The organism is Streptomyces sp. NPDC058674 (assembly GCF_042716505.1).
In the GTDB taxonomy this organism is placed as follows: Bacteria; Actinomycetota; Actinomycetes; order Streptomycetales; family Streptomycetaceae; genus Streptomyces.
In genome coordinates, this window is record NZ_JBHXSC010000053.1 from 1 (window position 1) to 18,910 (window position 18,910).

Below are 18,910 nucleotides of genomic sequence, written 5' to 3' on the forward strand. Positions count from 1 at the left end.
TCAAGGAACGGACGCTTCCTTCGTACTCACCCTCTCGGGCTTTCCTCCGGGCTTTCGTTCTGTTCTTGCGTTTCCGACTCTATCAGACTCTTTCGGGCCTGACTCCCAGTCAGCGGGTTTTGCCTTCCGGGCTGTTGGGCCCTTCCGACTCCCGAACTCTAGTGGATTTCCCCGGCGATTCATAATCGGCCTTCGGAATTTAATCCGGACATGCCGAATTGGTTCCCGGTGGGAGATCGTGCTGAGTTGGGTGCCGCAACGAGGCGGCGGGATTCGTTGACCTCGGAACCGTTCGGCTCTGGGACAACTCGAAGAACCTTACGGATGCGTGTCGGGAGTGTCAACCCCGCAGGTCAGCTCGGGGACTGGAGGTCTTCCACGCGGTCCAGGAGGCGGGTGAGCATGTCGCCCAGCACTCCGCGCTCCGCCGTCGAGAGGTCCTGGAGGAGGTCCTCCTCGAAGACCGTCGCCGCGCGCATCGCGTCCAGCCACTTGCTGCGGCCCTCGTCCGTCAGCTCCACGATCACCCGGACCCGGTTGGACTCGTCCCGCTCGCGGGTGACCAGTCCTTCCGCCGTCATGCGGTCGATCCGGTGCGTCATCGCCGCCGGCGTCAGGCCCAGCTGCTTCGCGAGCTCGCTCGGTCCCATCCGGTAGGGGGCGCCCGAGATGACCAGGGCCTTGAGTACCTCCCACTCCGCGTTGCTGATGCCCAGCGCCGCGGTCTGGCGCCCGTACGCGACGTTCATCCGGCGGTTCAGACGGCTCAGTGCCGATACGACCTTCTCGACCTGGGGGTCGAGGTCCTGGAACTCGCGCTGGTAGACGGCGATCTGCTCATCGAGGGTCGGCTCGTGGACGGGCGTGGTGCCGTCGGGGGTGTCACCCATGGGTCGAAGTATCGCACGAGCTCGTTGGCATCTAACTCCTTCGATGTGTAGAGTTAAGGGTCGAAGTTTAGGTATGAAGTCTTCAGTCTTCAGTTTTCAAAGGCAGGTGAGAAGTGACCAAGGTGATGGGCGCTGCGATGCGGCGGATCCAGGCCGGGAACGCGCTGACCGCGTTCGGCATCGGTTTCACGGTTCCGTTCCTCTACATCTACGTGGCGCAGGTACGAGGTCTGGGCTCCATGGCGGCCACGAGCGCGTTCGTGGCGTTCGCCCTGGGGGCTCTCGTCGCGCTGCCGCTCACCGGCCGGGTCATCGACCGCCGCGGGCCGGTGCCCGTGGTCGTCGGGGCGGCCGTGGTCGCCTCGGTGGGCGCGCTGTCCCTCGGACTCTCCACCGGGGTCGTTCCCATCCTGCTGTCCGCTCTGGCGCTCGGCGCCGGGCAGGCCGTGATGCAGCCGGCGCTCGCCACGATGATCGTGTGGTGCTCGACGCCGTCGACGCGTACGCGCGCCTTCGCCCTGCAGTTCTTCATGCAGAACCTGGGCCTGGGCATCGGCGGACTCATCGGCGGTCAGATCGTCGACGAGAACCGGCCCGCCAGCTTCACCCTGCTGTTCGGCATCGAGGCCGTGATGTTCCTCGTGCTGGCCGGGGTCGTCCTCACCGTACGGATGCCGCACGCTCCGGTCATCAAGGACTCCGTGCCCAAGGGCACCGCCCCGGCGGGCAGTGGCTGGAAGCGGCTGATGCAGCACCAGGCCATGGTCAAGCTGCTGGTGCTCGGCTTCGTGATCTTCTTCGCCTGCTACGGGCAGTTCGAGTCGGGCTTGGCCGCCTTCGGTACCGAGGCCGCCGGGATCTCCCCCTCCACGCTCGGCTTCGCGCTCGCCGCCAACACCGGGGCGATCGTCGTCGCGCAGTTCGTCGTGCTTCGGCTGGTGGAGAAGCGGCGCCGGTCCCGGGTGATCGCGCTGGTCGGGCTCATCTGGACCGCGGCGTGGGTCATCGCCGGGTTCTCGGGTCTCGGGCACGGGAGCGCCGTGATGGCCGCCGCCGCGTTCGTCACCACGTACGCCCTCTTCGGGATCGGCGAGGCGATGCTGTCGCCGACCCTGGCCCCGCTGGTGGCCGACCTGGCTCCGGAGGGGTCCGTCGGCCAGTACAACTCCGCCTTCGCGCTGGTCAAGCAGATGGCGCTGGCGCTCGGGCCGCTGGGTGTGCCGCTGGGCGCCGGGATGCCGGTGCTCTACATCGGCTTCTTCGTGGCCGTCTCGCTCGGGATCGCCTGGCTGGCGCTGCGGCTCGGGAAGCAGCTGAGCCCGGTGCAGGACAACCCGTCGCTGGCGAGCCGGATCGTGGCGCAGGGGCATCCTGCGACCGCGGTGAAGGCGGCCGGGGAGCCGGTGCACGCGTAGCGCGGCGGGAAGACAGAAGGCGCAAGGCCCCGGTCCGGTGGACCGGGGCCTTGCGCGTGCCCGGGTGCGGGTGCCCTGGTGTCCGCGCACCCGAGTGCCCGGCGTCCGAGTGCCCGGCGTCCGAGTGCCCGGCGTCCGAGTGCCCCGCGTCCGCGTGCCCGGCGTCCGCGTGCCCGGGTGCGGGGGCCGGGTGACTAGGGCTGCTTGTCGGGGAGGGCGAACTCGCACCAGACGGCCTTGCCCCCGTCCGGGGTTCGGCGGGAGCCCCAGGAGGAGGCGATCGTGGCGACGATGGAGATGCCCCGGCCGGTCTCGTCGGCCGGCTCGGCGCGGCGGCGGCGCGGAAGGTGGTCGTCCCCGTCGGTGACCTCGATGATCAGGCGGCGATCGGTGCGCCGCAGCCGCAGCCGCATGGGCGGGGTGCCGTGCTGGAGGGAGTTGGCGACGAGCTCGCTCGCGGCGAGGACCCCGAGGTCGCACAGTTCGACCGGGAAGCGCCAGGAGGCGAGGACTCCCTGGGCGAAGGCACGGGCGCGCGGGGCCGCCTCGATGCCGCCGTGGAGTTCCAGGGCGGCGTTGTGGAAGAGCTCGGCGTCGGCTCCGGTGCGGGCGGGCTGCTGGAGGACCATCACGGCGACGTCGTCGTCGTGGTCGGCGTCGACACCGAGGGCGCGCATCAGGCGGTCGCAGATGACGGCCGGGGTGCCCTGGGCGCCGGAGAGGGCGCGTTCCAAGGCGGCGACGCCCTCGTCGATGTCCTCGCCGCGGCGCTCCACCAGGCCGTCGGTGTAGAGGACGGCGGTGGAGCCGGGGCCGAGCGCGATGGTGCCCGAGGTGTGGAGCCAGCCGCCGGTGCCGAGCGGGGGGCCGGTGGGGTCGGCGGCGCGGCGTACGGTGCCGTCCTCGTCCCGGACCAGGATCGGGAGGTGGCCGGCGGAGGCGTACGCGAGCAGGCCCTCGTTGGGGTCGTGGACGGCGTACACGCAGGTGGCGATCTGGCTGGCGTCGATCTCGGCGGCGAGGCCGTCGAGGAGCTGGAGCACCTCGTGCGGCGGGAGGTCGAGGCGGGCGTACGCGCGGACGGCGGTGCGCAGCTGGCCCATGACGGCGGCGGCGCGGACCCCGCGGCCCATGACGTCGCCGATCACGAGGGCGGTGCGGCCGGCGCCGAGGGTGATGACGTCGTACCAGTCGCCGCCGACGGCCGCCTCGGTGCCGCCGGGCTGGTAGGTGGCGGCGACGCGGAGGTCGTCGGGCTGTTCGAGCTCCTGGGGGAGCAGGGAGCGCTGGAGGGTGACGGCGGCTTCGCGCTGGCGGCGCTCGCTGGCGCGGAGCCGCTCGGCGGCTTCGGCGTGGTCGGTGACGTCGGCGAGGTGGACCAGGACGCCGCTGTGGTGGGCGTCGGGGTCGCCGTCGGGGCCGGCCTTGGGGAACTCGACGGGGGTGCAGGTGACGGTGTACGAGCTGGTGCCGCCGGGGGCGGTGCGGTTCTTGGCGGTACGGGGCCTGCCGCTGCGCTGGACCTGGTCGAGGAGCGGGAGGAGGCCGAGCTCGCCCAGCTCGGGGAGGCTGTCGTGGGCGGGGTCGCCGGGGGTGCGGGAGCCGAAGCCCGCGGTGTAGGCCTCGTTGACGTAGGCGACGCGGTGCTCGGGACCGTGGACGAGGGCGACCAGGGCCGGCAGGCGGTCGAGGACCTCCCGGGCGGAGAGCTCGTCGAGGGAGGGGGCCGCGGCGCGGGCGCCCGGGCAGGGGGCGGGCGGGCCGGCGGCGGCGGACGGGCCGGCGGCGCCGAGGGCTCGGGGGTCGGCGGGGCAGCCGTCCGCGGCGGGGGCGGGCCGCTCGGTCGCGGGGCCGGGCCGCCTGGCTCCGGGGTCGGACCGCTCGGTTGCGGGGTCGGCGCGGCCGCCGCGGGCTGCCGGGACGGAGCCTTCACCCCGCTTGGCCTGGGCGGCGGCGTGGTCGGTCCGGGCGGCGGCGCGGCGCTGCGTTCCGGGAAACCGGGCGCTCCAGCGCGTGAAGTTCACTGCGTTCAAGCCTCGTGGTGTCGCAAGTGGTCGCTGTGTCGCTCGTGGTCGGTCGCTGACTGGACGATGTCACTCTGTGCAGGTGTGAGCGCACCTATGGTCACACGTCCAGTGTGGCCGACCGCACTGACAACGTCAGCCCTGGCTGTCCTGCGGGGGTTGGGGGGCGGTGGCGGGCGGAGGGGGCTTGGGGCCGCCTCCTGCGGCGAGTTCGAATTCTGCCCTGGGGTGTTCGAGGGAGCCGAGGGAGACGATCTCACGCTTGAAGAGCCCGGAGAGGGTCCATTCGGCGAGAACGCGCATCTTGCGGTTGAAGGTCGGGACGCGGCTGAGGTGGTAGGTGCGGTGCATGAACCAGGCGGGGTAGCCCTTGATCTTGCGGCCGTAGATGTGGGCGACGCCCTTGTGGAGGCCCAGGGAGGCGACGGAGCCGGCGTACTTGTGGGCGTACTCGGTGAGGACCTCGCCGCGCAGGGCGGCGAGGAGGTTGTCCGCGAGGACTTTGGCCTGGCGCACGGCGTGCTGGGCGTTGGGGGCGCATTCGCGGCCCGGTTCGGGGGCGGTGATGTCGGGGACGGCGGCGGCGTCGCCCGCGGCCCAGGCGTGCTCGACTCCCTTGACGGTGAGGAAGGAGGTGCAGTCGAGGCGGCCGCGTTCGTTGCGGGGGAGGTCGGAGGCGGCGAGGACCGGGTGCGGTTTGACGCCGGCGGTCCACACGACGGTGCGGGTGGGGAAGCGGGCGCCGTCGCTGAGGACGGCGACGCGGTCCTCGCAGGATTCGAGCCGGGTCTCCAGGCGCAGGTCGATGTTGCGGCGGCGCAGTTCGCGGATGGTGTAGACGCCCATCTCGGGGCCGACCTCGGGGAGGATGCGGTCGCTGGCCTCGACCAGGACCCACTTCATGTCCCCGGCCTTGAGGTTGTGGTAGTACCGCGCGGCGTAGCGGGCCATGTCCTCCAGTTCGCCCAGGGCTTCGACGCCGGCGTAGCCGCCGCCGACGAAGACGAAGGTGAGGGCGGCGTCGCGGAGGGCGGGGTCGCGCGTCGAGGAGGCGATGTCCATCTGCTCGATGACGTGGTTGCGCAGGCCGATGGCCTCTTCCACGGTCTTGAACCCGATGCCGTACTCGGCGAGTCCCGGGACGGGGAGGGTGCGGGAGATGGATCCGGGGGCGAGGACGATCTCGTCGTACTCGATCTCGAGGGCGCCGGTCCCCTCCTCCTCGGTCGCCAGGGTGGTGACGGTGGCGGTCCGCTTGGCGTGGTCGATGCGCTCGGCCTCGCCGATGACGATGCGGCACTTGTCGAGGACGCGGCGCAGGGGGACGACGACGTGGCGGGGCGAGATGGAGCCCGCGGCCGCTTCGGGGAGGAAGGGCTGGTACGTCATGTACGGCTCCGGAGTGACCACGGTGACCTCGGCCTCGCCGGATCTCAGCTTTCGCTGGAGCCGGAGGGCCGTGTACATGCCGACGTAGCCGCCGCCGACGACGAGGATGCGCGTACGGGGCGGGGTACCGGGGGTCGTGCCCCGGGAGTTAGCAGCCTTCACCGTCCCATGACGCAACGTGGCCGGGAGTTTGTCCACAGGCCTGACACATTGTGTGACCGGAGGGAGTGCCGGGACAGGGGTGCCCCGGGCCTCGGGTGGAGGGGGAAATACGCAGGTCAGAAGGTACGGAATGGCTAATTCCGGAGGGGCCGGGCGGAAAAATCGGGGTGGATGCTCCGATCGGGCGGCGGTCCGTCCGGGGCTGCCTCTTCTGAATTGACTCTGGCTCAACTATGTTCGTATCTCGTCGAGGAGTAGGACCGGGCCCCACTGACCGTGGCCCCCTCGGCGCGAAGGCGGGGAGTGTCTCCGGGGGGAGACAAATGATTACCGGGGGAAACATATGAACATTTCCGATTTCCATGGCTCTGCGACAGCGCTGTCGGTGGAGAGCAGCGGTCGCGGCATCGCGAATGGAGCCACCACGCACGGCGTGGGCAGGTCCACGCCGCTGCGCGTCGACGCCCAGCGCAATCTGGAGCACGTCCTGCGCGCGGCCCGCGAGGTCTTCGGCGAGCTCGGCTACGGGGCTCCGATGGAGGACGTGGCGCGGCGCGCGCGGGTCGGTGTCGGCACGGTGTACCGGCGGTTCCCGAGCAAGGACGTCCTGGTCCGGCGCATAGCCGAGGAGGAGACCGCCCGGCTGACCGACCAGGCCAAGACCGCACTCGGCCAGGAGGAGGAGCCGTGGCAGGCGCTGTCGCGCTTCCTGCGCACCTCCGTCGCCTCGGGCGCCGGGCGGCTGCTGCCGCCGCAGGTGCTGCGGGTCGACTCGGCGGGCGAGGACGGCGTCGCGGACGCCGAGGCGCGGGTCCCGCACCAGCGCCAGGCGGGTACGGCCGGTGGCTCCGCCCCCGACCTGCGGGTCGTGGGGGCGCGTACGGCGCCCGAGGACGAGCCTTCGGAGGACTCGGGCGCCGGCGCGCTGCTGGAGGTCGTCGGCCGGCTCGTGGACCGTGCCAGGGAGGCCGGCGAGCTGCGCGGTGACGTCACGGTGGCCGATGTGCTGCTGGTGATAGCGACGGCGGCGCCCGCGCTGCCCGATCCGGCGCAGCAGGCGGCGGCTTCGACGCGGCTGCTCGACATCCTGCTGGAGGGGCTGCGCTCACGGACCGCGTGAGTTCACGGACCACGGAGCTCCTGAGCTCCTGACCGCGAGGGCTCACCGAGCGCCTGAGCTGACAGACCTCGTGAGCTGACGACGCACCGTGTCAGCTCGGCTCCTCGGACGGCGCCTTTTCGACCGGGCGCCGTCCGGACGGGCCACCGGAGGCACGGCGTTGCGGCGAAGTGTGCCCGGACGAGTGGATGCTGCGCGCGGGGCCTCGGCGTGCGTCCCCCGTGTGCCACGCTTCATCGGTGTACCGGTCGAGTGTGTGGTGCGGGGGCTTCCTCGATGAGCGTTGACGGGCGGGAAGAGCCGGTCGGTGGCGTCGGCGGCGGGGCCGGGGCGGGCGGCCTGTCCGCCCGGCAGGTGCCGGCCCAGCGCGAGCCGGGCGGACGGCACGCCGTCCCTCCCGGCTCCGGAACCGCCCCGGGTCCCGTGGGGCTCGGCGGGCTCCACGCGCTCGCGGGCTTCGGGGCCGAGCCGCCTCCGTCCGACGCCGACCTGATCCTGCGGATGCGGGGCGGTGACGACGGTGCGTACGAGGAGCTGTTCCGTCGCCACGCCGACTCGGTACGGCGCTACGCGCGGACCTGCTGCCGGGACGGGCACACCGCCGACGACCTGACCGCCGAGGTGTTCGCGCGGACGCTCGAGGCGGTGCGGGGCGGGGCGGGGCCGGACCAGTCGGTGCGGGCCTATCTGCTGACCACCGTGCGCAGGGTCGCGGCGACCTGGACGAAGACCGCGCGGCGGGAGCAGCTCGTCGAGGACTTCGCCGTCTTCGCGGAGCAGGCCTGTGCGGGTGCGGAGGGCAGCGGCATCGCCGGGCTGTCCGGCGACGTCACGCTCGAACGGGGCGCCGACGTACGGGCGATGCACGAAGCCGAGCAGTCGATGGCCATGCAGGCCTTCCGGAGCCTGCCCGAGCGGTGGCAGGCCGTGCTGTGGCACACCACCGTGGAGGAGGCTTCGCCCAGTGCGGTCGCGCCGCTCTTCGGGCTGAGCGCCAACGCCACCGCGGTGCTGGCCGGTCGGGCTCGGGAGGGCCTCAAGCAGGCGTACCTGCAGGCCCATGTGAGTGCGGCACTGGGCGAGGGCGGCGACTGCGCACGGTACGCGGACCGGCTGGGCGCCTACGCGCGCGGCGGGCTGCGCACGCGGGCGGAGCGGGGGCTGCGCAAGCACCTGGAGGAGTGCGCGAAGTGCCGGCTGGCCGCCGGGGAGCTCAAGGACGTCAACGCGGGCATTCCGGCGCTGCTCCCGGTGGCGGTCATCGGGTGGTTCGCGGCGGGGTACGCGGCCAAGACCGCGGGAGTGGTGGCCGGCGGAGCCGTCGCCGCGGGCGGGGCCGGGGCAGCGGCGGCCGCCGTCGGCGGGTCGGCCGCGGGGGCGGGAGCGGGGGCGGGGGCCGGAGCTGCGGGTGGTGGTGCCGGGTCGGGGGCTGCCGGGGGTGCGGCGGGCGGTGCCGGAGCGGGGGCCGGGGCCGGGGGTGCCGCGGTGTCCGAGGGGCTCGGGCTGCCGGCCAAGGCCGCCATCGCCGCCGGGATCGCGGTCGCCGCGGCCGCGGGGGTGGTGTTCGCGCTGGCCGGGGACGACACCGAGCCGCAGGCCCGGGCGAAGCCCGCGCCGAGTGCGGCAGCGCCGGTGGTGCCCGCGGCCCCCGTACCGCCGCCGGAGCCGGAACCGGAACCGGAACCGGAGCCGGAAACGCCCGTGGTGCCGCCGCCGGCCGCGCGGAGCTCCGTACCGCCGCCGCGGAAGACGGCGCCGGGGCCGTCGAGGCCGGTGCCGGCCGCTCCCCCGGCGCCCGCGTCGGCGCCCGCACCCTCCCGGCCGGCGGCCCCCTCGCCGACGCCCGTGCCCGCGCCGTCGCGGGTGCGGCCCTCGCCGTCCACGGCGAGGCCGGCGCCGCAGCAGCCGCGGGGGTTCCAGCTGGCCTCGCTCGGCCACTCCGCCTACGGGGACCACACCGGCCCGGAGCTCCGGACCTGGCGCAGCAGCTGGGTGTGGCAGCGCCGGGGGCTGGAGGTGGGCGACCGGCGGTTCGGACACGGGATCACCGTGGACTCCCGCTCCTCGGTGGAGATCGAGCTGAACCGGCAGTGCGCCTCCTTCTCGGCGCGGGCCGGGGTGGACGGCCTGTCGATGTTCACCGACGGCACGGCACGGTTCTCCGTGTACGGGGACGGGCAACGGCTGTGGCGCTCCGCGGCCCTCGGGTACGGGGACCCGGCCGTGGCCGTGGAGGTCCCGCTGACCGGCCGTACGACGCTGCGGCTGGTGGTGGAGCGGGCCGGGCAGGGCGCGCTGCCGACGCTGGCGAGCTGGGCCGAGGCCGTCATCCGCTGCCGTTGACGCGGCGGCGTCGAGAGCGGCCGGGCCGACGGCGGCCCCGACCGCCTCCCCGTGCGCGGCGGTCGTGCCGGACCCGGGGCGGCCCGGCCGGCGAGGCCGTGCTCGAAGGCCCGACGGGGAGTCCCGCGCGCGGGGCGGCGGCCGCGGCGAAGGCCCGTACGGCCTCGGCGGGTCGGCCGTCGTCGGCCGGCGGCGGGGCGTCGGTTCGGCCGGGCCCGACAGGCGCGTTCCGCGCACGGGCGGGAGCAGCGGGCGGCGTGCGGCGTGCGGCGTGCGGCAGATACTTCGCCGGGTCCCGGGCCGGAGCGGCGGGCGGATCACCGGGCCCCCGGGCAGCGCGCGGATTGCCGGGGGCGGGCGGGCGCTTCGCGGGCGGCGGGTTCAGGACAGGGCTGGGCGGTGGACCGGGACGCCCTCCGGGACCGCGCGGCGGCGGGCCGCCGTGGTGCCCGTCCAGCAGGTGCCGCGGCGGGCCAGGAGGCGGCCGAGCCACAGCTCCATGGACACGAGCTCCGCCAGCCCGTCCAGCGGGACCGGGCGCCCGTCCGCGGCGTCGATCAGGGCCTGTTGGACCACCCGGGCGTCGATCAGGCCGGCGTCCGCGAGCAGCGGCGAGGTGAAGAGGGCCAGCAGTTCGGTCAGGGCGGCCCGCAGCCCCAGCCGGGTCGCCGTCTCGTTCGCGGTGTGGGCGGTGACGCCCCAGCCGGGCGGCAGGTCGCGTACCCCGGCGGAGGACAGCACGGTGCGCAGGATCGCGGCGCGGGCCCCGGGCTGGACCCGCAGGGACTCGGGGAGTGCGCGGGCGGCCCGGACGACCTGGTTGTCGAGGAAGGGGGCGTGCAGGCGCTGGCTGCGGACCTCCACGGCCTGCTCGAAGACCCGGTGGTCGGCGGCGTGCCGGGACAGGACCGCGCGGGCGCGGGCCTCTCCGGGGCGCAGGGACAGCGGCGGTCGGCCGGCCGCGGCCGCCAGCCGGATCGATACTTCCGCCAGTGCCTCGCCCGTCAGCCAGCCCGCCGCGGGACCGGGCCGGGACCAGGCCAGTGCGGCCAGTGAGGCATCCACCGGGCCGCTGGGGCGGACGGCGACCCCGCCCTCGCGGAGCCGGGCCGCGGCGGCCTCCATGCCCGCGCGGTACGTCGTACGGGCGAGGCGGCGGGCGGCGGAGTACACGGTGAGCGGGACCAGCAGGGACTCGCCCGAGGCCGAGGCGGACCGGGCGAGGGCGGCGACCGGGCGCAGCAGGTGCCGGCGGCGGCGGTCCATCAGGAGGTCGGCCATGCGGGCCGGGTGCGCGTCGAGGACCTGGCGGGCTCCGTGGCCGGTGAAGTGGTCGGCGGACCCGGCGGCCAGCCGGCGGCGTTCGCGGGCGGCGAAGACCAGCGAGGGGCCGGGTTCGTCGGTCAGCGGCCCGTCGAGCTCGGCGTACGGGAGGGCTTCCTCGGCGGCGGCCACCACGACGTGGTGCAGGCGCGGATCGGCCGCGATGGCGTGGGCCCGCTCCAGCTCGGCCTCGCGGCCCTGCGGGGTGGCGAGGTCGTTGAAGGTGACGGCCAGCAGACGGGCCCCGGCCGGGCTCAGCAGGGTGCCCGGGGCGCCGGGCAGCCCGGCCGCGAGCAGGGCGAGCGTGGCGGAGGCGCTGCCGCCGGAGAGGTCGGCGCCGACGCCGGGGGCCGGGGCGCCGCGGGCGGCGCGCCGGTCGGCGGGGCCCATTCCGGGCACGGGGCCGGGATCGTACGGCGGCATCGCGTCGGGAGCATGCCGGGGCGCCGTGAGCCGGGCGCGCACGGCGTCCACCAGTGCTTCCCGTACGCCCTCCACCGCGCGCTCGGGGTCGGCCTCGGGCGCGGCCACCGCGAGGGAGGCCGCCTGCTCGTAGCCGGTGATCTCGCGGGAGCCCTCGCGCAGGATGAGGGCGTGGCCGGGCGGGATGCGCCGGACCCCGGCGTACGGTGTGCCGTCGCCCAGCGCCTCGGGGCTGTCGGGGCAGGCCAGCAGCGCGGCGAGGTGGCCGATGTCGAGCTGGGCCTCGATGAGGTCGGCGAGGGGGAGCGCGGCGGTGGCGTACGCGGTGCCGCTCGCCCAGGGCGTGTAGAAGACGGGCCGCGCGCCCGCCAGGTCGCCGAGGACGGTGATGCGGCGGCCGGCCTGGACGACGGCGGTGTAGCTGCCGGACCACTGGGTGAGGTGGCGCAGCGCACCGCCGCGGGCGGCGTAGAGGGCGCGGCGCAGTTCGGCGTCGGTGGCACCGCAGCAGCCGAGGACGGCGAGCCGGGTGAAGGGGTCGGCGGGGTCGGCGGTGAGGGTGCGGATCTCGTCGGGGCGCCAGTCGCCGACGGCCCACAGGGGGTCGGGGTCGCCCCACAGGAGTTGGGCGCCGACGGGGTGGACCGTGCGCTCGGCGTCCGCGCCGGGGTCGCCGGGATGGGCGGCGTCGGCGATGCCGCCGCGGAGCGGGGCGCCGCCCTCGGCGTGGTCGCCGGAGCCGTACCCGCCGGAGCCGTATCCGCCCTGCCCGTACGGGTCCTGGCCGTGGCCGGCGCCGCGGCCGGACCCGTGGCCGACGACGCGGCCGGCCGTGCCGAAGCTCGCGGCGATACTGCTCCAACCCACCAACCAGCGCACCGCCGCCTCCCCAGCCCGTGGGCACATGACCGGGGCACAGGCAGCACGGACGGCGCTGAGGGCGCGGCCGACGGGACCCCGGGTGGCTCGGGTCCATGCTGCCACGGGACAGGCGTACGAGAGGGGTTAAGGGGGGCGCACATGCAAACGAACACGCCTCAGCCATGCGGTATTTGGCGTTCCGTTCCCACCGCCCCATAGGTCGCTTTCGGCCATTCTTCGGCCGCCCCGGGAGCCGACGGGTACGCGGGGCACCCGGCGCGCGGGCGCGGTCCGGGAGGCGGAAACCGCCCCCCGGCCCGTTCCGCCACCCGCGGGGATTGAGGCAGCGGCATCCCCCGGCCCGCTCGATCAGCGCAGTGGGCCGACCCACGCACCGCACATCGAATCGCCGGGCTCCCGGACCGGCCAGAGCGCACGGGCGGGCGCACGGCCACACGGACGGAGCACGACGGGAGACGCACGCCCCGGGTGCGGTCCGGGTCCGACTGTGCGAACGGACAACAATCCCGCCATAGGGAAGGAGGGGCCTTAACGCTTGGGAGGCGGGGAACTACGCTGGGTTTACGAAATGCCGGGCGCCTATGCCCCGGCGGCGTCTGCGTTCCGCGTGTGACGAGGGGTGGCGCATGTCCAGGGAGCTCCGCGAGCCCAATGAGAAACTCGGCGCCGTCCTCGCCCTTGCGGGCATCAGCAACGCCGGGCTGGCCCGGCGGGTCAACGACCTCGGCGCGCAGCGCGGCCTGACGCTTCGGTACGACAAGACGTCGGTGGCCCGGTGGGTGTCGAAGGGGATGGTCCCGCAGGGGGCGGCCCCGCATCTGATCGCGGCCGCGATCGGCTCGAAGCTGGGGCGACCGGTCCCGCTGCACGAGATCGGGCTGGCGGACGCCGACCCCGCGCCCGAGGTGGGCCTGGCCTTCCCGCGCGACGTGGGCGCGGCGGTGCGCTCGGCCACCGACCTTTACCGGCTGGACCTCGCCGGTCGGCGCGGCGGTGGCGGGATCTGGCAGTCGCTCGCGGGCTCCTTCTCCGTCTCGGCGTACGCGACGCCCGCCTCGCGGTGGCTGATATCCCCCGCCGACGGCTCGGTGGCACGGGAGCCGGCGGCGCGGGTCACCGGACCTCCGGCCGCCAAGGCCCCCGGCACATCCGGCGCACCCGCAGCGTCCGCGGCACCGGGTGCGCCCACCACGCCCACCGCGCCCGGCGCACCCCCGGCGCCCCCGGGACCGGCGACACCGGCACCGGGACCGGCCGCAGGCCGACAGGGCCCCGCGGCACAGGCCCCCGTACCGCAGCAGCCCGTACCGCAGCAGCCCTCCCCGCAGCAGCCGGCCGCGGACCCCGCGCCGCAGCGCGTGGGCCACAGCGACGTGGCGAAGCTGCGCGAGGCCGCCGACGACGCGCGCCGCTGGGACTCCAAGTACGGCGGCGGCGACTGGCGTTCGTCGATGGTCCCCGAGTGCCTGCGGGTGGACGCGGCGCCGCTGCTGCTGGGCTCGTACACCGACGAGGTGGGCCGTGCGCTGTTCGGGGCGACCGCCGAACTGACCCGGCTGGCCGGGTGGATGGCCTTCGACACCGGCCAGCAGGAGGCGGCCCAGCGCTACTACATCCAGGCGCTGCGGCTGGCCCGCGCGGCCGGGGACGTCCCGCTCGGCGGATACGTCCTGGCCTCCATGTCCCTCCAGGCGACCTACCGGGACTTCCCGGACGAGGGCGTGGACCTCGCGCAGGCCGCGGTCGAGCGCAACCGGGGCCTGGCCACCGCCCGCACCATGAGCTTCTTCCGGCTCGTCGAGGCCCGCGCCCACGCGAAGGCGGGCGATCCGGCCGCCGCCGGGGCGGCGCTGCGGGCGGCGGAGGGCTGGCTGGAGCGCTCCCGGGAGGGGGACCCCGATCCGGTCTGGCTCGGTTTCTATTCGTACGACCGGTTCGCGGCGGATGCGGCGGAATGCTACCGGGACCTCAGACTCCCCCGGCAGGTGCGGCGCTTCACCGAGCAGGCCCTCTCCCGGCCGACCGAGGAGTACGTGCGCTCGCACGGGCTGCGGCTGGTCGTGAGTGCGGTTGCCGAGCTGGAATCGGGGAATCTGGACGCGGCGTGCGCGGCGGGGACCCGCGCGGTGGAGGTGGCGGGCCGGATCTCCTCCGCGCGCACGACCGAGTACGTACGGGACCTGCTGCACCGCCTCGAGCCGTACGGGGACGAGCCGCGGGTCGCGGAGCTGCGCGAGCGGGCCCGCCCGCTGCTGGTGGCCCCCGCGTAGTCGTGTTGTCGGTGCCGGGGTGCAGTATGCAGGGGTGGGAGGTGTCAGCGTGGTGGGCGGCGGCGTGGACTGCGATGTGCTGGTGATCGGCGGCGGGATCGTCGGCCTGGCGACGGCGCACGCCCTGTCGCGCCTGGCTCCGGGGACCCGCGTGGTCGTCCTGGAGAAGGAGGCCGGGCCCGCCCGGCACCAGACGGGGCGCAACAGCGGGGTGATCCACAGCGGCATCTACTACCGCCCCGGGTCGCTGAAGGCGCGCTTCGCGGTGCGCGGCGCCGCCGAGATGGTCAAGTTCTGCGCGGAGCACGGCATCCCGCACGAGGTGACCGGCAAGCTGATCGTCGCCACCGAGCGCGAGGAGCTGCCGCGGCTGCACGCCCTGGTCCAGCGCGGCCGGAAGAACGGCATCCCGGTGCGCGAGCTGGGCCCGGCCCAGATCACGGAGTACGAGCCGGAGGTCCGCGGGCTGGCCGCGATCCACGTCGGCAGCACCGGGATCGTGGACTACGGCCGGGTCGCGGCCCAGCTGGCGGAGTCCTCGGGCGCGGAGATCGTCTACGGCGGCGCGGTCGACCTGATCTCCCGGCGCCCGTCCGCCGTCGCGGTCCGCACCACCGCGGGCCTGGTGGTCCGGGCCCGCGTCCTGGTGAACTGCGCGGGCCTGCAGTGCGACCGGATCGCCCGGCTGGCCGGGGACGACCCGGGCATGCGGATCATCCCCTTCCGCGGCGAGTACTACGACCTCACCCGACCGGACCTGGTCCGCGGCCTGGTCTACCCGGTGCCGGACCCGGCCTTCCCCTTCCTCGGGGTGCACCTGACCCGGGGCATCGGCGGCGGCGTCCACGTCGGCCCGAACGCCGTGCCGGCGCTGGCCCGCGAGGGCTACGACTGGGGCACCGTCCGGCCCGCGGACCTGGCCGGGGAGCTGGCCTGGCCGGGCTCCTGGCGGATGGCCGCCCGGCACTGGCGGTACGGGGCGGGCGAGATCCGCCGCTCGCTGTCGAAGCAGGCCTTCACCCGGGCGGTACGCCGCCTGCTGCCGGCCGTCACCCCGGCGGACCTCCGGCCCTCGGGGGCCGGGGTCCGTGCGCAGGCGGTCCTGCGGGACGGCACGCTGGTGGACGACTTCCTGATCCGGGACGCCCCGCGCACGGTGCACGTCCTGAACGCCCCGTCGCCCGCGGCGACCGCGTCGCTCCCGATCGGCCGCGAGATCGCCACCCGCACCCTTCGCACCCTCGGCTCGGCCTGACCCGCCCGTCCCCGGGCGAAGACGGCGGGGCCGACCGCCCCGCATCGTCGCGGCGGTCCGTTCCGGCCCCCGTCGTAGAATCAGCGCATTGTGCCTGAGTCCCTGAATTCCCAGCCGTCCCACCGTCCGGACCCCGCGCCGGAGGCGGACGCGTACGTGCCGCCCAAGTGGCGGACCGAGCCCCGCTTCCCCGACGGCCCCTCGCCGGACCCGGCCGGCTCGCACCACGAGCGGCGGATCCGCAGCTTCCAGCCCCGCCGCAGCCGGGTCACCACCGGCCAGGGCGAAGCCCTCAAGCGCCTGTGGGGCACCTGGGGCCTGGACATCGACGGCCACGAGGTCCTCGACCTCAAGGCCCTCTTCGGCGGCCTCCCCGTCGTCCTGGAGATCGGCTTCGGCATGGGCGAGGCCACCGCGCAGATGGCCGCCGCCGACCCCGGCACCGGAATCCTCGCCGCCGACGTCCACACCCCCGGCCAGGGCAACCTCCTGGCCCTGGCCGAGCGGGGCGGCATGACCAACGTCCGTGTGGCCAACGGCGACGCCATCATCCTGCTCCGCGAGATGCTGCCGCCCGAGTCCCTGGCCGGCATCCGCGTGTACTTCCCCGACCCCTGGCCCAAGGCCCGCCACCACAAGCGCCGGCTGATCCAGCCGGAGTTCCTCACCCTGGCCGCCTCCCGGCTCGCCCCCGGAGCCGTACTGCACTGCGCGACCGACTGGGAGCCGTACGCCGAGCAGATGCTCGAAGTCCTCACCGCGCACCCGGACTTCGAGAACACCCGGGCGGACGGCGGGTACGCGCCCCGCCCCGACTTCCGCCCGCTCACCCGCTTCGAGGGCCAGGGCCTCGACAAGGGCCACCTGGTACACGACTTGCTCTTCCGTCGCACGGAGAACTGACAACGTCACCGCCCGTGTCCGAGCGACTCGGTAGGGTCATGGTGTGTTCCGAGCGCTCCCCCGTGTGCTCGCACGTCCGTCGGGCGCGGTCCGCACGTGCGTGGTCGTCGTCCTGCTCGGCGCCACGGGCATCGCGATCCTCGAACTCGTGCGGGAGCAGACCGGCACCCCCGGTTTCCTCGTGGGCCTCGGCCTGGCCCTGGTCCCCGTACCGCCGCTCGTGGCGGCCTTCCGGTGGCTGGGCCGGGCCGCGCCCGCCCCCCGGCACCAACTGCTGTTCTGCTTCGGCTGGGGCGCCTGCACGGCGGCGCTGATCGCCATACTGGCCAACAGCTTCGCCACCCGGTGGGTCGCCGCGGCCACCGCCGACCCCGGCGACGCCGACCAGCTCGGCTCGGTCGCGATCGCCCCGGTGGTCGAGGAGAGCGCCAAGGCGGCCGCCCTGCTGCTGGTGTTCGTGTTCCGCAGACGCCATTTCACCGGGCCCGCCGACGGTTTCGTGGCGGCCGGCTTCACCGCCACCGGGTTCGCCTTCACCGAGAACATCCTCTACCTCGGCAACGCCTTCGACGAGGACCTCCTCCAAGGCGCCCCGGTGCTGGACTCGGTCACCGCGGCGACGTTCTTCGTCCGCATGGTGATGTCGCCGTTCGCGCACCCGCTGTTCACCGTCCTCACCGGGCTCGGCTTCGGCGCGGCCGCCCGCGCCTCCCGCCGCGCGCCCCGGATCGGCCTGCCCCTGCTCGGCCTGGCGGCGGCCATGGGCCTGCACGCGCTGTGGAACGGCTCCTCGCAATTCGGGGAGTACGGCTTCTACGTGGTCTACGGGTGCGTGATGGTCCCGGCGTTCGGACTGCTGGTGTGGCTGGCCGTGCGGATACGGCGGCGGCGCCTGCGGGCCGTCGCGGGCGAACTCGCCGTGTACGCGGCCGCGGGCTGGCTCGGTCCGGCCGAGGTGCCGGCGCTGGCCTCGATGCCCGCCCGGTCGCTGGCCCGCGCCCTGGCGCGGCGCAGCGGGGGCCGGCCCGCCGCCCGGACGGTCGCGCGGTACGAGGCGGACGCGGCCGCCCTGGCGCTGCTGCGGAACGGGGCACGCCGCGGCGGGCCGCCGGGAGAGCCGGACTTCGCCCGCCGGGAGAGGGAGCTGCTGCAGCGGCTGTGGCTGCGGCGGGCGACGGCGGGGCCCGCGCTGGCCCGGGCGGCGGTCATGGAGGATCTGCTGCCGCCGTGGTTCGACCCCTTCGCCGGGCCCGGCCCGGCGGCGGCGTCCGGCGGGGCGGCGCCGGCCGGCGTGCCCGCCCCCAGGGGACCCCGGGGCACCCGGGGCTCCGGGGGCTCTCGGGCCGAGGGGCTCCCGGGTGGACCCGTCCGGTCACAGCACTAGACGCTCAGGCCCTTGGAGTTCAGCCAGGCCATCGGGTCCACCGTCGAGCCGCCCTTGCGTACCTCCAGGTGGAGATGGGGGCCGGTGACGTTGCCGGTGGCGCCGACGCGGCCGATCGTCTCGCCCGCTCCCACCGGCCCCGAGGTGATCGACATCGAGGACAGGTGGCAGTACCAGACCTCCGTGCCGTCCTCCAGCTCCAGCACGATCCGGTAGCCGTACGCCCCGGACCAGCCCGCCGAGACGATCTTCCCGGCGGCGACGGCCTTCGCCGGGGTGCCGGTCGGGGCGGCGAAGTCGAGGCCGGTGTGGTGTCCGGAGGACCACATGGAACCGGCGGCGCCGTAGCGCGAGGTGAGGGTGTAGGCCGAGGTGGGCAGGGAGTAGCCGCCGGCCGTTTTGGCGGCGCGCTCCTGTTCGGCCTTCGCCTCGGCGGCCCTGCGGGCCTCCTCCGCCTCCCGGGCGGTCTTCGCCTCGGCTTCCGCGGCCGCCTCCTCGGCGACCTTGCGGGCCTCCTCCCTGCTGCCCCTGGCCTCCTGGGCGGCGGCCTCCCGCGCGATCCGCTCGGCCTCGGCCTGGACCCGGGCCCGGGCGGCGTCCTGCTGGGACTCCGCCTGCTGGAGGATGCGGCTGCGCAGCACCTCGCCGGCGTCCGCCTGGCGATCGGCCTGGCGCGGGATGATCCCGCCCCCGGCGACCGCGCCGGCCGCCTGCCCCGAACCGCCGTCCGCGTTCCGCACGGCGTCGCCTGCGCCCGCGTCCCCGGAGCCGGCCGGGCCGTCGCCCCCGGAGGGGCTCCCGCCCATCAGGTCGGGCAGGGAGGGCAGGGATATCGCGACCTGCGGGCGGTCCTGCGCGGTGGCGATGCCGCCCGCGCCGACCGCCGCGATGACGCCGACACCGAGCACGGTGGAGCTGCGGGCGAGTCCTCCGCGCTGCCTGGCCACCCGGTGCTTGCCGCGGACCGGGCGGACCGAGTCCTCGGTGGGGTTCCACTCGCCCCAGGCGCCGGCCGTGGGCGGCTCCTGGATCTCGATGCCTTCAGGGGCAGGCACGTTGGAGGCCACCGGGGCACACTCCTCAGGGGCGCACGCACGGCGCCGTCTCTTGCGACGGCTGGGACGACC

Annotated in this window: 12 protein-coding genes; 7 read left to right on the top strand and 5 right to left on the bottom strand. The window is 75.0% G+C overall.

Annotation, left to right across the window (positions count from 1 at the left end):
* Positions 1-353: 353 nt before the first annotated feature.
* Positions 354-890, bottom strand: coding sequence for a MarR family winged helix-turn-helix transcriptional regulator (locus ACFWU6_RS24225; protein ID WP_008738578.1), 537 nt, complete (start codon positions 888-890; stop codon positions 354-356).
* Positions 891-1,015: 125 nt separating this feature from the next.
* Here ACFWU6_RS24225 and ACFWU6_RS24230 point away from each other — a divergent pair, with 125 nt between their 5' ends.
* On the top strand, positions 1,016-2,305 hold the full coding sequence (locus ACFWU6_RS24230; RefSeq protein ID WP_383983040.1) for an MFS transporter: 1,290 nt from the start codon (positions 1,016-1,018) through the stop codon (positions 2,303-2,305).
* A gap of 194 nt (positions 2,306-2,499) precedes the next feature.
* Here the strand turns inward: ACFWU6_RS24230 and ACFWU6_RS24235 are convergent, their stop codons facing one another.
* A complete protein-coding gene (locus ACFWU6_RS24235) occupies positions 2,500-4,329 on the bottom strand; it encodes a SpoIIE family protein phosphatase (RefSeq protein WP_383983042.1) in 1,830 nt (609 codons plus the stop codon).
* 135 nt (positions 4,330-4,464) lie between these two features.
* Entirely contained in the window at positions 4,465-5,880 is a 1,416-nt protein-coding gene (locus ACFWU6_RS24240; protein ID WP_383983014.1) for an NAD(P)/FAD-dependent oxidoreductase, read from the bottom strand.
* A 343-nt stretch (positions 5,881-6,223) separates the two neighbouring features.
* On the opposite strand from ACFWU6_RS24240, the gene ACFWU6_RS24245 reads away from it, so the two are divergent.
* Complete coding sequence (locus ACFWU6_RS24245) at positions 6,224-7,000, top strand: TetR/AcrR family transcriptional regulator (RefSeq protein ID WP_383805490.1); 777 nt, start codon at positions 6,224-6,226, stop codon at positions 6,998-7,000.
* 276 nt (positions 7,001-7,276) lie between these two features.
* Entirely contained in the window at positions 7,277-9,343 is a 2,067-nt protein-coding gene (locus ACFWU6_RS24250) for a sigma-70 family RNA polymerase sigma factor (RefSeq protein ID WP_383983016.1), read from the top strand.
* A gap of 381 nt (positions 9,344-9,724) precedes the next feature.
* Here the strand turns inward: ACFWU6_RS24250 and ACFWU6_RS24255 are convergent, their stop codons facing one another.
* The gene (locus tag ACFWU6_RS24255) at positions 9,725-11,968 is read right to left on the bottom strand and encodes an asparagine synthase-related protein (protein ID WP_383983018.1); all 2,244 of its coding nucleotides are present in this window, start codon (positions 11,966-11,968) and stop codon (positions 9,725-9,727) included.
* A gap of 629 nt (positions 11,969-12,597) precedes the next feature.
* Between ACFWU6_RS24255 and ACFWU6_RS24260 the strand changes: the two genes are divergently transcribed.
* The 4 genes from ACFWU6_RS24260 to ACFWU6_RS24275 all read left to right on the top strand — a co-directional run bounded on the left by ACFWU6_RS24260 (position 12,598) and on the right by ACFWU6_RS24275 (position 17,783).
* On the top strand, positions 12,598-14,241 hold the full coding sequence (locus tag ACFWU6_RS24260; protein WP_383983020.1) for a sporulation protein: 1,644 nt from the start codon (positions 12,598-12,600) through the stop codon (positions 14,239-14,241).
* A 19-nt stretch (positions 14,242-14,260) separates the two neighbouring features.
* Positions 14,261-15,496, top strand: a complete 1,236-nt coding sequence (lhgO, locus tag ACFWU6_RS24265; protein ID WP_383805484.1) for an L-2-hydroxyglutarate oxidase — start codon at positions 14,261-14,263, stop codon at positions 15,494-15,496.
* A 90-nt stretch (positions 15,497-15,586) separates the two neighbouring features.
* Positions 15,587-16,399 carry a tRNA (guanosine(46)-N7)-methyltransferase TrmB gene (gene trmB, locus ACFWU6_RS24270; protein ID WP_383983022.1) on the top strand — a complete coding sequence of 271 codons (813 nt, stop codon included), beginning with the start codon at positions 15,587-15,589 and terminating at the stop codon, positions 16,397-16,399.
* 43 nt (positions 16,400-16,442) lie between these two features.
* Positions 16,443-17,783, top strand: a complete 1,341-nt coding sequence (locus tag ACFWU6_RS24275) for a PrsW family intramembrane metalloprotease (protein WP_383805480.1) — start codon at positions 16,443-16,445, stop codon at positions 17,781-17,783.
* On the opposite strand, the gene ACFWU6_RS24280 is transcribed toward ACFWU6_RS24275, so the two are convergent.
* Positions 17,780-18,850 (bottom strand): M23 family metallopeptidase, encoded by a 1,071-nt coding sequence (locus ACFWU6_RS24280; RefSeq protein ID WP_383983024.1) that lies wholly within the window; start codon positions 18,848-18,850, stop codon positions 17,780-17,782. The genes ACFWU6_RS24275 and ACFWU6_RS24280 overlap by 4 nt on opposite strands.
* Positions 18,851-18,910: the final 60 nt, after the last annotated feature.

Bases quoted from the DNA above. Each gene is read 5' to 3' on its own strand.
- ACFWU6_RS24245 (WP_383805490.1), top strand. From the start codon at position 6,224: ATGAACATTTCCGATTTCCATGGCTCTGCGACAGCGCTGTCGGTGGAG.
- ACFWU6_RS24225 (WP_008738578.1), bottom strand. From the start codon at position 890: ATGGGTGACACCCCCGACGGCACCACGCCCGTCCACGAGCCGACCCTC.
- ACFWU6_RS24250 (WP_383983016.1), top strand. From the start codon at position 7,277: ATGAGCGTTGACGGGCGGGAAGAGCCGGTCGGTGGCGTCGGCGGCGGG.
- ACFWU6_RS24230 (WP_383983040.1), top strand. From the start codon at position 1,016: ATGGGCGCTGCGATGCGGCGGATCCAGGCCGGGAACGCGCTGACCGCG.
- ACFWU6_RS24260 (WP_383983020.1), top strand. From the start codon at position 12,598: ATGTCCAGGGAGCTCCGCGAGCCCAATGAGAAACTCGGCGCCGTCCTC.